Genomic DNA, 15,309 nt, shown 5'->3' on the forward strand with positions numbered 1-15,309 from the left:
GCCGCAAGCGACGAAAATCCAGGACATGCGCCGGGCAAAGCGGTAAAAGTGCGTTAGAATTGCGGCTAATTATTGCATGGCAAGATTTGCGGTATTTCTGTACCATGCAACGTTCGTTTTTTATAGAGGCCCCATCGTGGTAACCACGTTATTTAAAGATTTTACCTTTGAGGCGGCGCACCGTTTGCCCCATGTGCCCGACGGCCATAAATGCGGCCGCCTGCACGGGCATTCGTTTATGGTGCGAGTGGAAATTACCGGCCCGGTGGATCCCCATTCCGGCTGGGTAATGGATTTCGGTGAACTGAAGACCCTGTTCAGCCCGGTGCTGGAACAGCTGGATCACTATTATCTGAACGATATTCCCGGCCTTGAGAATCCCACCAGCGAAATCCTCGCCCGCTGGATTTGGCGCCAGCTGAAGCCGCGCTTGCCGTTGCTTAGCGCCATCATGGTGAAGGAAACCTGCACCGCCGGCTGTATTTACCGCGGTGAAGAGTAACCCCTTTACCCCGCTGCTCTATCCCAACGACAGCACCCATGGCGATATGGAACACGCATTTCGTCATGGCTTGCGCGTCTGCGCCGGCGCAGCCATTTCCCCCGGCGCCAGGGGCGAAGCCGGCAGCTTGATAAAGTCGATGAAGGCTCTTAGCGCCGCGGGCATATGCGGCTTGCTGGGATAATAGAGATAAAATCCCGCAAAAGGCTTGCACCAGCTCTCCAGCACCTGGATAAGCTCCCCGCTCTTTATGCGGGCCGCCACGAAGCTTTCGGGAAGGAATGCCAGCCCCGTGCCTTGCAGCGCCGCCGTCAGCAGCAGGTCCGTGTCGTTGGCGGTCACCACGCTATCCACATCGACGTCGATAGACTCGCCGTGACCTTCAAAGTGCCAGCGAAACAAAGCGCCGGTTTCACTCCACAATAGGCGCGCTGGAGGGATTCGAGGCGACGACGCCGTCCGCGCCGTTAATGTTCAAGGACGTCACCATTCAAGTATCGGCACCGGCCATCGCCGTGGGCTGGAAGACCTGGTGAGAGCCGTCGACGGGACCGGGCTGAAGCCGGTCATCGATAAGTGTTATCCCATGGCCTATTTGTCCGCGGCGCTGGAGCATCTCGACCGGGGCGCTTTCGGCAAGATAGTGATTGAGATGCCGTAAAAATTTAAAACATTACGCACGCCATGAATCAGGCAATATTCAAATATTTATGGGTTTGCATGGATAAGCGCCAGTTGCGGGCGATACAGGTTTCGATGCACAGCCGGGTGGCGGCTTCTTGTTGACTCACCGGCTGCAGGGCGATAATGCGCGGCTTGTCATCATCCAGCGTGGCCAGCAGCGCTTCCAGCTGTTCAATATCGCGCTCTCGCGCCACCGGATGCTTGATTTCATCGGCACGCTGCAGCGCCTGCGGCAGGATCTCCAGCCCGCCGCGCATCCCCACTTTCGGCGATACCGTCACCCAGGTCTGGCTGGTGCAGCGCACTTCATGGGTGCCGCTGGTTTCAATCTGGCAGCTGTAACCCTGCTGCTCCAGCATCTGGGTCAGCGCAAAGAGATCGTGCAGGCAGGGTTCGCCGCCGGTTATCACCACATGGCGGGCGGTATAGCCCTGTTGCGTGATAATCTCCAGCATCTCCTCCGTCGATACCAGGGCCCATTTCGCGCTGTCCGCGGTTTTCAGCGGGATATCCCCCACCGGCACTTCCTCGAGGGGATCTTGTTGCCAGGTGTGTTTGGTATCGCACCAGCTGCAGCCCACCGGGCAGCCTTGCAGACGGATAAAAATCGCGGGCACGCCGGTGAAGTAGCCTTCACCCTGGAGGGTCTGAAACAGTTCGTTGAGCGGGTACTGCATGTTTTTCTCGATTGATGTCACATCAAATAGGGCGCTGATTATTACAGATTAGGCGGCTTAGGCCAAACCCGCGATAATTTCCGGCATAAAGCGCGACATTCGGCGGATGTTATCTTCCACCGCTTCACCGGCGGGTCCGAAATTGTGGCGGGCAGAGTAACACTAATCCATAACGGACGGTATCGCGTTAATTGCAAAGCGGCGGTTAAGGGAGGTAGAGCGGTGGTAAGTAAGAGGGATGATGAAAATTCTAAAACAATGTGGCGCAGACGACTAACAAATATGCACGGAGTCAACAAGGCGGGACAGGATGCTGGTATTCACGGCGTGTTTACGATCTCGCATCCTGTCCCGACCGGGCACTATGCCAGTAGGCTCAAAAGCCCCACCACAATGGGGCTTTGACTACCGGCACCAAGATTTTACGCCTGGCCTTTCACTTCTTTCAGACCGTTGAAAGGAGCGCGTGAACCCAACGCTTCTTCGATACGGATCAGTTGGTTGTATTTAGCGACGCGATCGGAACGGCTCATGGAACCGGTCTTGATCTGGCCGGCCGCGGTGCCTACTGCCAGGTCGGCAATGGTGGCATCTTCGGTTTCGCCGGAACGGTGGGAGATGATGGTGGTGTAACCGGCATCTTTCGCCATCTTGATGGCGGCCAGGGTTTCAGTCAAAGAACCGATCTGGTTGAATTTGATCAGGATGGAGTTGGCAATGCCTTTTTCAATACCTTCTTTCAGGATCTTGGTATTGGTTACAAACAGGTCGTCGCCCACCAGCTGGATTTTGTCGCCCAGCACTTTGGTCTGGTAAGCAAAACCGTCCCAATCGGATTCATCAAGGCCGTCTTCGATGGACTTGATAGGATAGGTCTGGGTCAGGCCTTCCAGATAATGGGTAAATTCTTCAGAAGTGAAGGTTTTGCCTTCGCCCTTCAGCTCATATTTACCGGTTTCTTTGTTATAGAATTCAGACGCGGCGCAGTCCATGGCCAGGGTGATATCTTTACCCAGCACATAACCGGCTTTCTCAACGGCTTCCTTGATGGCGGCCAGGGCGGCGGAGTTGGATTCCAGGTTCGGCGCATAGCCGCCTTCGTCACCCACCGCGGTGTTCAGACCTTTGGACTTCAGGACTTTGGCCAGGTTATGGAAAACTTCGGAACCCATACGGATGGCTTCTTTAACGGTCTTCGCGCCTACCGGCTGAATCATGAATTCCTGGATGTCGACGTTGTTGTCGGCATGTTCGCCGCCGTTGATGATGTTCATCATCGGCAACGGCATGGAGAATTTGCCCGGGGTGCCGTTCAGTTCGGCGATATGTTCGTACAGCGGAATGCCCTTGGACGCGGCGGCAGCCTTGGCGGCGGCCAGTGATACGGCCAGAATGGCATTGGCGCCGAATTTGGATTTGTTTTCAGTGCCGTCGAGATCGATCATGATCTTGTCGAGAGCGGCCTGGTCTTTAGCGTCTTTACCCAGCAAGGCTTCGGCAATCGGGCCGTTAACAGCGCCAACCGCTTTGGTCACGCCTTTACCCAGGAAACGGGATTTGTCGCCGTCACGCAGTTCAAGCGCTTCGCGTGAACCGGTGGAAGCGCCTGACGGCGCAGCGGCCAAACCAACAAAACCACCTTCCAGATGCACTTCTGCTTCAACAGTCGGATTTCCGCGTGAGTCGATGATTTCACGGCCGATGATTTTTACAATTTTGGACATTAGTATTTCCTCAGTACAAGTTAAAACAAAATTCTGGACGAACCCCGCGCGCCGGGGTACGGCACGCCGATCATACGTCGTTTTTATTTCATTTGACGCTTTTGAAACTCGCCGGCAGCCTTCACAAAGCCCGTAAACAGCGGATGACCGTCGCGGGGCGTCGAGGTGAACTCCGGATGGAACTGGCAGGCCACGAACCACGGGTGATCCGGGTATTCAATCATTTCCACCAGCTGGTTATCCCCCGACAGACCGGCAACGCGCATGCCGGCGGCTTCAATGGGCTTAAGCAGCATATTATTGACTTCATAGCGATGACGGTGGCGTTCAACGATGGTCGGTTCGCCGTACATCGCCCGCACCAGGCTGCCTTCGGTAAGCTGGCAGGCCTGGCTGCCCAGACGCATGGTGCCGCCTAAATCGCTTTGTTCGCTGCGGACTTCAACGTTGCCGTTTTCATCGCGCCATTCAGTGATCAAGGCCACCACCGGGTACTTACAGTCTGGCACAAATTCAGTTGAGTTCGCATTTTCCATGCCCACCACGTGGCGGGCGAATTCGATTAACGCTACCTGCAGCCCTAAACAGATGCCGAGGTAAGGAATTTTCTTTTCGCGGGCATACTGCGCGGTGAGGATTTTGCCTTCCACCCCGCGATAGCCGAAACCACCCGGGATCAATATGGCATCGAGATTTTTCAGGATTTCCACGCCGCGGGTTTCAACGTCCTGCGAATCGATAAGCTTGATGTTTACCGTCAAACGGTTTTTCAGGCCGGCATGCTTCAGTGCTTCGATAACCGACTTGTAGGCGTCCGGCAGCTCGACATATTTGCCCACCATGCCGATGGTGACTTCGCCGCCCGGATTGGCTTCCTGGTAAACCACCTGTTCCCATTCAGACAGGTCCGCTTCCGGACAGTTCAAGCTGAATCGTTTACAAATATAATCGTCCAGGCCCTGTGATTTCAAGAGGGCCGGGATTTTATAAATGGAATCAACGTCTTTAAGGGATATAACTGCTTTTTCCGGCACATTGCAGAATAAAGCAATTTTTGCCCGCTCGTTATTGGGCACCGAACGATCGGAACGGCAGATCAGCACATCGGGCTGGATACCGATGGAGAGGAGCTCTTTCACCGAATGCTGGGTGGGCTTGGTTTTCACCTCGCCGGAAGCCGCCATATAGGGCACCAGGGTCAGGTGCATGTAGATGGTGTGCTCGCGTCCCACATCCACCGCCATCTGGCGGATGGCTTCCAGGAACGGCAGGGATTCGATATCCCCCACCGTGCCGCCGATTTCCACCAGCACCACGTCGTGGCCTTCGCCGCCTTCAATGATGCGTTCCTTGATGGCGTTGGTGATATGGGGGATAACCTGGATGGTGGCGCCGAGATAGTCGCCGCGGCGCTCTTTGCGCAGCACGTCGGAGTAGATGCGGCCGGTGGTGAAGTTGTTGCGCCGCGACATTTTGGTGCGGATGAAGCGCTCATAATGTCCCAGGTCCAAGTCGGTTTCCGCCCCGTCTTCGGTAACGAAAACCTCGCCGTGCTGGATAGGACTCATGGTGCCGGGATCCACATTGATATAAGGGTCCAGCTTCATGATGGTAACATTGAGTCCCCGGGCTTCGAGAATAGCCGCCAGGGAGGCCGCGGCAATACCTTTACCCAATGAGGACACAACCCCGCCGGTTACAAAAATATAATTAGTTGTCATGCTGAACCTGAGAATTAGGGTGTAAAGACGGAATAACCAAGACGGGAAAACAGTATACCTGAAGCGCTAATCGGCCACAAACGTTCGTTTTGCTAAATGCGACGCCGGCACGGCAGTCACATGCCGGGTCGGGACAGGATGACAGGGTAGCTATCAGTAAACCCGCCGTAAATCCATCCATGGCGCGGACGGTTTACTCCTCTACCATCCTGCCCCCCCTATTGACGCCGGGTACGTACGTCAGCTGTCTGCGAAGAACCCGTTGTTAGCCGGCGCTTTCCTGCTTTTTCACCTGCTGCCAGGCGGCTTCCATCTGGGTGATGGAAGCCTGCTGCAGCGTCAGGCCCTGGGCGAGGATAATGGCTTCCACCTGGCGGAAGCGCCGTTCGAACTTGCGGTTGGCCTTTTGCAGGGCGGTTTCGGCTTTTTTACCCAAATGACGGACAAGGTTTACCGTGGCGAACAGCAAATCGCCAAGCTCCTCCTCGAGTTTATCCTCATCCACCACCGCCTGGCGGGCTTCGTACATTACTTCCTCGATCTCTTCATGGACCTTGTCCACCACCGGGCCGAGGGAGGTCCAGTCAAAGCCTACCGCCGCGCAGCGCTGCTGGATTTTTTGCGCTTTCATCAGCGCCGGCAGGTTATCGGGAATATCGTCCATAGGCGACGTCCTGGCCTTTTCCGCCCGCTCCTGCGCCTTGAGGTTTTCCCACTGTCCCGGCCGGGCCGCTGAAATCTTGCCGTCGGCGTCCGGGAAAACGTGGGGATGGCGGTGCTCAAGCTTATCGCTGATGGCATCGCAGATATCGTCGAAATCAAACAAACCCTGTTCCCGCGCCAGCTCGGCGTAAAACACCACCTGAAACAGCAAATCCCCCAGTTCGCTGCGCAAATCGTCATAATCGCCCCGGGCAATGGCGTCCAGCACTTCATAGGTCTCTTCGAGAGTGTAAGGGGCCAGGGTATCGAAGGTCTGCCGCCGATCCCAGGGACAGCCGCCCCGCGGATCGCGCAGGCGGGTCATGATGCCCAGCAGCCGCTGCTGGGATGAAGAGGCGTTGACGATATCGGACATGTTATTCCCCGTGCAATCTGCGGGCGTCGATAACGTCCGGCAGCTGGTTCAGCTTGGACAGTACGCGCCCCAGCACCTGTAAATTATAAATTTCGATATCCATATCGATGGTGGCCAACTGCTGTTTGACGTCGCTGCGGCTGGCGACGCCCAGCACATTGACCTTTTCATTGGCCAGGATGGTGGTGATATCGCGCAGCAGGCCGCTGCGATCGTTGGCCACTACCCGCACCACCAGCGAATAGCCGCTGGAGTAGCTTTCCCCCCAGACCGCGTCGACAATGCGCTCCGGCGCGTTGGCCTGCAGGTCCGCCAACTGTTCGCAGTCGGCGCGGTGAATGGAAATACCGCGGCCGCGGGTGATAAAACCGATAATATCATCGCCGGGAATCGGCTGGCAGCAGCGGGCGATATGGTGCAGCAAGTTGCCCACCCCTTCCACCACTACCCGCCCGTTGTCCTTGGAGCGCGGCACCGCCGTGGCCTTGGGCGTCGTCAGCTGCTTGAGGGCCTCCCGATCCTGCTCTTCTGCGCTGGGCTGGTTGAGCTTGCCCTGCAGATAGTTGACCATCTGGTTGATGCGCACGTCCCCGCCGCCGATAGAGGCCAGCAGTTCATCCAGCGAGTTGACGTTATAGCGCGGCAACAGCAGCTTTTCCGCTTCCTTGATGCCGATGCCCAGATGCTCCAGCTCATCGTCCAGCAGCTGGCGGCCGGCCAGGATATTTTTGTCCCGATCCTGTTTGCGGAACCAGTTATGGATCTTCGAACGTCCCCGGCTGGTGGTGACATAGCCCAGGTTCGGGTTCAGCCAGTCGCGGCTGGGATTGGGATGCTTCTGGGTGATGATTTCCACCTGATCGCCCATGCGCAACTGATAGGTGAACGGCACGATGCGCCCGCTGATTTTGGCGCCGATGCAGCGGTGGCCCACATCGCTGTGGATATGGTAGGCAAAATCCAGCGGCGTGGAGCCGGCGGGCAAATCCACCACGTCCCCTTTGGGGGTGAAGACATAGACCCGGTCGTCGAACACCTGGCTGCGCACTTCGTCCAGTATCTCGCCGGAATCCGCCATCTCCTCCTGCCAGGCCAGCAGCTTACGCAGCCAGGCGATGCGCTCTTCATAGCCGGAACGCACGCCGGTGGTGACGGTGCCCTCTTTGTATTTCCAGTGCGCGGCCACGCCCAGCTCCGCATCCTCATGCATCTGCCGGGTGCGGATCTGGATTTCCAGCGTTTTGCCGCGCGGTCCCAGCACCACGGTATGAATGGATTGGTAGCCGTTGGGTTTGGGGTTGGCCACATAGTCGTCGAATTCGTCGGGCAGATGGCGAAAATGAGTGTGGACGATACCCAGGGCGGCGTAGCAATCCTGCAGCCGCTCCACCACCACCCGCACCGCGCGCACGTCGAACAGCTCATCGAATTCCAGCGACTTTTTCTGCATTTTGCGCCAGATGCTGTAGATGTGCTTCGGCCGGCCGTAGATGTCGGCCTTGATGCCCTCTTCCTTCATGGCGCTGCGCAGCGAGGCGACGAAGTCCTCGATATACTGTTCGCGGTCTATACGGCGTTCATGCAGCAGCTTGGCGATGCGTTTGTATTCGTCGGGATGCAGATAGCGGAAGCAGAAGTCTTCCAGCTCCCATTTCAGTTGGCCGATGCCCAGGCGGTTGGCCAGGGGGGCGTAGATATTGGAGCTCTCTTTGGCCGCCAGCACCCGTTCGTCTTCCGGCGCGTCCTTCAGCTCCCGCAGATGGGCAATACGCTCCGCCAGCTTGATGACCACGCAGCGGAAATCCTCGACGATGGCCAGCAGCATGCGCCGGACATTATCCACCTGCTCCGGCGCCATGGAGTCGTTATGGGTGGCCTTGAGCTGGCGGATGGCGTCCATATCACGCACGCCGTGCACCAAATCGACGATTTTTTTGCCGAACTGCTCCTCCAGCACCGACTCCGCCACCACATTGTCGTCCGCCAGGGGGAACAACAGCGCCGCGCACAGGCTGTCGCTGTCCATGCTGAGCATGGAGAGGATTTCCACCATTTCGATACCGCGCCATAATAACAGCGGGGCGTCGGGATGGTCTTTGCACTGCTGTTCGCAATAACGCCAGGTTTCGGCCAGCCGCTCACTTGATTGCGGGTTGGAAAGACCCAGACTGGCTACCCAGTCCTCCGGGACAAACTCGCCCGCCGTATTCAAATGCGCACTTCTTACCGCAACCATATCTTCTCCCTACTTTGCGAAGCCGTCTGTATCTTTGATAAATAACGCCATCGACTCAAGATGTCCGCTATGCGGAAACATATCCAGCATAGCCACGCGCGCCAGGGTATAACCCGACGCCAACAACGCTTTGCCGTCCCGTGCAAGCGTTGCGGGGTTACAAGAAACATAGACAATGCGCCGGGGCGACCAGCCGGCTATCAGCGGCATGACCACCGGCGCACCGGCACGGGCCGGGTCCAATACTATTTTATCAAATTTCCGCCGGGCCCAGGGCTGTTTTGCCACCTCGCCTTCCAGATTTTCATGGTAGAAAGTGACGTTGTTCACTAAATTCTTTTGTGCATTATATTGCCCATTCGCCACCAGCGCCGCAACCCCTTCGACACCGACCGCCTGCCCGCAGCGCTTGGCCAGCGGCAGGGTGAAATTACCCATGCCGCAAAACAGATCCAGTACGCTCTCCCCGGCCTGAGGCTCCAGCCATGCCAGCGCCATGGCGACCATTTTCCGGTTTACCTCGTCGTTTACCTGTATAAAATCCCGCGGACTGAACCGCAGGGACAAACCGTCGATATGATAAACCGGCGGCGCGCCCCGCAGGCATTCCAGGGAGTCGCCGTCGGCGGCCAGCCACATCATGGCCTGATGATGCTCGGCAAACGCCTCCAGCCGGCGCCGGTCATCGCCGCCAAGCGCGTCCAGATGCCGCAACACCACCAGCGGCCCGTTATCCGCCAGCACCAGTTCCACATGTCCCAAACGCTTTACCCCGTTCAGCGTCTGCAAGCAGCGTTTCAGCGGCGCCAGCAACGCTTCCAGTGCGGGTTGCAGTATAGGGCAAGCCCGGATATCCACCACTTCGCTGGATTTTGCCTGGCGATAACCCATCGCCAGTTGGCGGGATTTCTGCCGGTAATCCAGCGCCAGGCGGGCGCGGCGCCGGTAGCCGTAAGGGGCGCCCCCCAATACTTCCGCCGCCGGGATCGGCGCGCCGGTTTCCCGCGCCAGTAAATTCTCCAGGGCCGCCGCCTTGCTCCGCTGCTGCAAAGCCTGGGCGGCATGTTGCTGCTGGCAGCCGCCGCAGACGGTGAAATGCGGACAGCGCGGGGCCACCCGCTCCTCGCTGTCATTATCCCGGCGAATCACTCGCGCCCGGCCAAACTGGCGCCGGTCTTCGGTCATGCGCACCTCGGCCCGTTCGCCGGGCAGCAGTCCGGGAATAAAGAGTGTTTTCCCCTCGTGGCGCGCCACGCCCTGGCCGAAGGCGTCCAGTTCGTGACAGGTAACGCTGAGGGTTTGCTGTGTCGCCACGCGACGGTTTGCAGAGTAGAATTGCGCCATAATTGCTGGTAAGGGATTTCCCGGATAGCCGATACGTCATTCTCCCATATTGGAACGCTATGACCAACTACAGCTTGCGCGCGCGGATGATGATCCTGATCCTGGCGCCGACATTATTGATAGGTCTGCTGCTGAGCGCTTTTTTTGTTGTGCACCGCTATAACGAACTGCAAAACCAGTTGGTGGAAGCCGGGGCGAGCATTATCGAGCCGCTGGCGGCGTCCAGCGCCAACGGCATGGCTTTGCATAACCGGGATGCCGTGCGCCATTTGATTGACATGCTGCACCGCCACCATTCCGATATTGTGCGCTCCATCAGCGTCTTCGACGCCGATAATGCGTTATTCGCCAGCTCGAACTATCATCACAATCTCGGTCAGCTACAGCTGCCGCCGGGAGCCCGTTTACCCGGCGAACTGACGCTGAACAGGCAAGACGGCGTGCTGGTGATGCGGGCGCCCATCCTCGCCGGGGAAGATCTGCCCGACAGCGCCGATCGAGCCGCCGGACAGGCGCCGCCCCTGGGCTACATCGCCATCGAGCTGGATTTGGATTCGGTGCGCCTGCAGCAGTACAAAGAAGCCTTCGTTTCCACCCTGCTGCTGCTGCTCTGTCTGTGTATCGCCATGCTGTTCGCCTATCGCCTGATGCGAGACGTTACCGGCCCGATCCGCAATATGGTCAGTACCGTCGATCGCATCCGGCGCGGCCAGCTTGATAGCCGGGTGGAGGGTTATATGCTGGGGGAACTGGATATGCTGAAAAACGGCATCAACTCCATGGCCATGTCCCTGGCGGCGTACCATGAAGAGATGCAGCAGAACATTGATCAGGCCACCTCGGATCTGCGCGAGACCCTGGAACAAATGGAAATTCAGAACGTGGAACTGGATTTGGCCAAAAAGCGCGCCCAGGAAGCGGTGCGTATCAAGTCCGAGTTTTTGGCCAATATGTCCCATGAACTGCGCACACCGCTGAACGGGGTGATAGGTTTCACCCGCCAAACGCTAAAAACCCCTTTGTCCCCCACCCAGCGGGATTATCTGCAAACCATTGAACGTTCGGGAAATAATTTGCTCAGTATCATCAATGATGTGCTGGATTTTTCCAAGCTGGAGGCCGGCAAGCTTATCCTGGAAGCCATACCGTTCGCACTGCGGGCCACCCTTGACGAGGTCGTGGTCCTGCTGGCGCAGACCGCCCATGAAAAAGGGCTGGAAATCACCCTTAACGTACAGCGGGACGTGCCGGATCAGGTTATCGGCGACCCGCTGCGCCTGCAACAGGTGGTGACCAATCTGCTGGGCAACGCCATCAAGTTCACCGAGCGGGGCAATATTGACCTGCGCATTGAGCAGCACGGCGCGGATAACCGGCAAATGGAGCTGGAGGTGCAGATACACGATACCGGCATCGGCATCTCAGAGCGGCAGCAGTCGCAGCTGTTCCAGGCGTTTCGCCAGGCGGACGCCAGCATCACCCGCCGGCACGGCGGTACGGGGCTTGGGCTGGTCATCACCCAAAAGCTGATTAAGGAAATGGGCGGCGACATCGGTTTTCACAGCGAAATCAACCGCGGTTCATCGTTCTGGTTTCATATTCCCCTGCAGCTCACGCATCCGGGCCGGCCTCACTCCGGGGATTTTGAACATCTGCGGGACAAGCGGCTGGCGTATGTGGAAGCCAATCCCGCCGCCGCCCAGGCGACATTGGATATGCTGAGCGTCACTCCGCTGAATATCAGTTTCAGCCCGGCCCTGGCGCAGTTGCCGGCGGGGCACTACGATGTGTTGCTTATCGGCAAACCGGTAGCCCAGCGGACGCCGTTGATTGATATCAAACGTGAACTGGCGGAGGCCGCGCTCCTGGCGGACTGCATTATCCTGGCGCTGCCCAGCCAATCCATGGTGGAGGCGGAACAGATTAAACGCATGGGCGCCTACGCCTGCCTGGCGAAACCGGTTTCAGCCAATCGCTTTTTGCCGTTATTGTGGAAAGAATCCCGTCCGGCGGCGGCGCGGATAAAACCGCCTTCCCCTTCCCGTCTCTCCCTGCGGGTGATGGCGGTGGACGACAACCCGGCCAATCTCAAGCTTATCGGCGCGTTGCTGGAGGAGCAGGTGGAGCAGACGGTGTTGTGCGGCAGCGCCCGGGAGGCGCTGGCCTATGCCGAACTGCATCCGCTGGATATTGTGCTGATGGATATACAGATGCCGGAGATAGACGGCCTGCGGGCGGCTGAACTGCTGCGGGGGCTGCCGCTGCACGGACGTACACCAGTAGTTGCGGTAACGGCGCATACGCTGGGCAATGAGCGGGCGGATCTGCTAGAGGCCGGCATGGACGATTATCTCGCCAAACCCATTGATGAGAGCATGCTGCAGCAGCTGCTGGCACGTTATTCTTCGCACCCCGCCCCTGCGGCGGCGTCTTTTTCCCCGGCCGGCGCGGCGCCTGGTCATGAGGCATCGGAGTCGGTTCAGCCGTCGGTGTCTCCCCGTGCGCCATCAGCGCAACCGGCGGTGCCGGAGGCGGGGGGGCAGCAGGATATTACTCTGGATTGGCAGCTGGCCTTGCGTCAGGCGGCCAACAAAACCGATCTTGCCCAGGATTTGCTGGCTATGCTGGTAGCTTTTCTGCCGGAGGTGAAGCAGCGGGTGGAGGCGCTGGTGGACGGCGGGGAGGATAAGGATATTTGTGCGTTGATCCATAAACTGCACGGCAGTTGCAGCTACAGCGGGGTTCCCCGGCTCAAGCAGCTTTGCGCCGGTATCGAACGGCAGTTGCGCGGTGGGGTGCCGGCGGCGGCGCTGGAGCCGGAATGGTTGGAGATGCTGGATGAGATCGAGAACGTGACGCTGGCGTCGGAGCCGTTTATCGCGGAGTAACCGGCGAAAAACGCGCTCGAATTCAACGAGGAGGGGCAGGATGCTGGAAGAGTAAACCGTCCGCGCCAGGACGGCGCGGATCGAGCCTCCAGGGATGGATTCACGGCGGGTTTACGATCCAGCATCCTGTCCCGACCGGGCATGGTTCAAGGTAAGGTTTTGGCGGGCTTACCGCGCTGCCGGGCGCTCTGTCGGGCAGGAAAACCATGCCCGATTCGACCCCATCAGCACGGTTTCCCTTTAACGCGTTTGGTTTGACCACGATGATGACGGGCCTGGCATTTCAGGGAAACCGCATCGCCAGTTTAACGGTGGCGGCGATATTGCGGGCGGTCATGCGCACGTTTTCCGCCGCGTTGTCCAGCGCTTCCTCCAGAGTGCATATCTGATAAATCACGCTGAATACCGCATCCAGGCCGTGCTCATGCACTACCGCCACATCGGCGGTGAGGCTGCCGGCGATGCCGATTACCGGTTTGTTATAACGCTTCGCCACCCGCGCCACGCCGATGGGCACCTTGCCGTGTATGGTCTGGCTGTCAATGCGTCCTTCGCCCGTGATAACCAGCGTGGCGTCCCGCACCAGCGCATCCAGCCCCAGGGCTTCGGTGACGATTTCAATACCCTGGCGCAGTTCGGCGCCGCAAAATGCTTGTAGACCCGCTCCCATGCCGCCGGCAGCGCCGGCGCCGGGAATATGTTCGACGTCTTTATCCAGATCCCGTTTAATAATCCTGGCATAGTTCTTCAGCGATGCATCCAACACCTTTATCATATCCGGCGTTGCCCCTTTTTGCGGGCCGAACACGGCGGTTGCGCCATCGTCGCCGGTGAGGGGGCTGGTGACATCGCAGGCCACCTCGAAACGGCAGTCGCGGATACGGGGATCCAGGGCGCTGATATCGATGCGCGACAGCTTATCAAGCTCGCCGCCGCCATAGCCGATTTGTTTGCCCTCGGCGTCCAGCAGTCCGCCGCCCAGAGCCTGCACCATACCGGCGCCGCCGTCATTGGTGGCGCTGCCGCCGATACCGATAATACAATGTTTGACACCGTGATCCAGGGCGCAACGGATCAGCTCGCCGGTGCCGTACGAGGTGGTTAACAGCGGATTACGATCACAGGCGCGCACCAATTCCAGTCCGCTGGCGGCAGCCATCTCTATAAACGCACTTTTTTTATCACCGGACAGGCCGAAAAAGCCGTCTACCTTTTCCCCCAGCGGTCCGGTGACCCGCACCTTGACAATTTCCCCCCCGGTGGCCGCCACCATCGCTTCCACGGTTCCCTCGCCGCCGTCCGCCACCGGCAATTTGACGTAGTGGGCATCGGGAAACACTTCGCGAAATCCCTTTTCAATCTGCGTCGCGACTTCCAACGCGGACAAGCTCTCTTTATACGAATCCGGTGCGATTACTATTTTCATAGACTACCTGCGCCTGTTGAACTGGGGCCGACGAAATGACTTTTTCGCCGCCTGATGGGGCGCCTCTCGGCGCCCGACCAACTTACTGCCGTTTAACTTCAACCTTGGCCAGTTTTTCATAATAACAAGCCAATGCGCTGTGATCCGCCGTACCCAGATCGTCCTGCTTCAACGCCTGCATCATCTCCATCACCGCTGCGGTCAAGGGTAATTGCGCGCCCACGCCGTGGGAGGTATCCAATGCGTTGGCCAGATCCTTGATATGCAAATCGATACGGAATCCCGGTTTGAAATTGCGGTTCAGCACCATCGGCGCCTTGGCTTCCAGCACCGTGCTGCCGGCCAGGCCGCCGCGAATGGCCTGGAAGACCTTTTCCGGATCCACGCCGGCTTTGGTGGCCAGCACCAGGGCTTCGGACATGGCGGCGATATTCAGCGCGACGATCACCTGATTCGCCAGCTTGGTGACGTTGCCCGCGCCGATATCACCGGTATGGACCACCGAGCCCGCCATGGCTTTCATCACGTCATAGTGGCTTTTGAAAACCGCTTCATCGCCGCCCACCATCACCGACAGCGTTCCGTCAATGGCTTTGGGTTCGCCGCCGCTTACCGGCGCATCCAGCATGGCGATATTTTTTTCCGCCAGGGCCGCGGCAATTTCGCGGCTGGCCAAAGGCGCGATGGAACTCATATCAATGACAACGCCGCCGGCCTTGAATCCTTCAATTACCCCGTTTTCACCCAGCACCACTTCTTTTACATGGGGGGAGTTCGGCAGCATGGTGATGATAACGTCGCTTTGTTCAGCGATGGCTTTCGGCGTGTCCGCCGAGCCGGCGCCGGCGGCAACCACTTCCGCCACAGCCTCTTTATTGCGATCCAGTACCACCAGATCATAGCCTGCTTTCAGCAGATTTTTACTCATGGGCTTGCCCATAATGCCCAGGCCGATAAATCCGATTTTCATGAAAATAGCCTCTTAAATCATTAACTAAGGTTGGGGCGCGCCCGGCACGCCGCGGAAAA

12 protein-coding genes are annotated in these 15,309 nt (G+C 58.3%); 3 read left to right on the top strand and 9 right to left on the bottom strand.

Going from position 1 to position 15,309, the window contains the following annotated elements:
- The first annotated feature begins 133 nt into the window (after positions 1-133).
- Positions 134-502 (top strand): 6-carboxytetrahydropterin synthase QueD, encoded by a 369-nt coding sequence (gene queD, locus ACL2XJ_RS01425; protein WP_165934302.1) that lies wholly within the window; start codon positions 134-136, stop codon positions 500-502.
- 63 nt (positions 503-565) lie between these two features.
- Here the strand turns inward: queD and ACL2XJ_RS01430 are convergent, their stop codons facing one another.
- Positions 566-925, bottom strand: a complete 360-nt coding sequence (locus ACL2XJ_RS01430; protein ID WP_413725434.1) for a LysR substrate-binding domain-containing protein — start codon at positions 923-925, stop codon at positions 566-568.
- 109 nt (positions 926-1,034) lie between these two features.
- On the opposite strand from ACL2XJ_RS01430, the gene ACL2XJ_RS01435 reads away from it, so the two are divergent.
- The gene (locus ACL2XJ_RS01435; protein ID WP_413725435.1) at positions 1,035-1,163 is read left to right on the top strand and encodes a hypothetical protein; all 129 of its coding nucleotides are present in this window, start codon (positions 1,035-1,037) and stop codon (positions 1,161-1,163) included.
- 28 nt (positions 1,164-1,191) lie between these two features.
- Here the strand turns inward: ACL2XJ_RS01435 and queE are convergent, their stop codons facing one another.
- The 6 genes from queE to rlmD all read right to left on the bottom strand — a co-directional run bounded on the left by queE (position 1,192) and on the right by rlmD (position 9,966).
- Entirely contained in the window at positions 1,192-1,863 is a 672-nt protein-coding gene (queE, locus tag ACL2XJ_RS01440; protein ID WP_132926129.1) for a 7-carboxy-7-deazaguanine synthase QueE, read from the bottom strand.
- A gap of 422 nt (positions 1,864-2,285) precedes the next feature.
- On the bottom strand, positions 2,286-3,587 hold the full coding sequence (gene eno / locus ACL2XJ_RS01445; protein WP_413725436.1) for a phosphopyruvate hydratase: 1,302 nt from the start codon (positions 3,585-3,587) through the stop codon (positions 2,286-2,288).
- A gap of 83 nt (positions 3,588-3,670) precedes the next feature.
- Positions 3,671-5,308: a glutamine hydrolyzing CTP synthase gene (gene pyrG, locus ACL2XJ_RS01450; protein ID WP_132926125.1), complete on the bottom strand. Its 1,638-nt coding sequence runs from the start codon at positions 5,306-5,308 to the stop codon at positions 3,671-3,673.
- Between the two features lie 265 nt (positions 5,309-5,573).
- Complete coding sequence (gene mazG, locus ACL2XJ_RS01455) at positions 5,574-6,386, bottom strand: nucleoside triphosphate pyrophosphohydrolase (RefSeq protein ID WP_413725437.1); 813 nt, start codon at positions 6,384-6,386, stop codon at positions 5,574-5,576.
- 1 nt (position 6,387) lies between these two features.
- Positions 6,388-8,622: a GTP diphosphokinase gene (relA, locus tag ACL2XJ_RS01460; RefSeq protein ID WP_132926122.1), complete on the bottom strand. Its 2,235-nt coding sequence runs from the start codon at positions 8,620-8,622 to the stop codon at positions 6,388-6,390.
- Positions 8,623-8,631: 9 nt separating this feature from the next.
- A complete protein-coding gene (gene rlmD, locus ACL2XJ_RS01465; protein WP_413725438.1) occupies positions 8,632-9,966 on the bottom strand; it encodes a 23S rRNA (uracil(1939)-C(5))-methyltransferase RlmD in 1,335 nt (444 codons plus the stop codon).
- 59 nt (positions 9,967-10,025) lie between these two features.
- Between rlmD and barA the strand changes: the two genes are divergently transcribed.
- Entirely contained in the window at positions 10,026-12,854 is a 2,829-nt protein-coding gene (barA, locus tag ACL2XJ_RS01470; RefSeq protein ID WP_413725439.1) for a two-component sensor histidine kinase BarA, read from the top strand.
- Positions 12,855-13,137: 283 nt separating this feature from the next.
- Here barA and ACL2XJ_RS01475 read toward each other — a convergent pair whose 3' ends face one another.
- A complete protein-coding gene (locus ACL2XJ_RS01475; protein ID WP_203523831.1) occupies positions 13,138-14,280 on the bottom strand; it encodes a glycerate kinase in 1,143 nt (380 codons plus the stop codon).
- 82 nt (positions 14,281-14,362) lie between these two features.
- Positions 14,363-15,250, bottom strand: a complete 888-nt coding sequence (garR, locus tag ACL2XJ_RS01480) for a 2-hydroxy-3-oxopropionate reductase (RefSeq protein WP_165934236.1) — start codon at positions 15,248-15,250, stop codon at positions 14,363-14,365.
- Positions 15,251-15,309 lie beyond the last annotated feature (59 nt).

The organism is Sodalis sp. RH16 (genome assembly GCF_047324245.1).
GTDB lineage: Bacteria > Pseudomonadota > Gammaproteobacteria > Enterobacterales > Enterobacteriaceae > Acerihabitans > Acerihabitans ligni.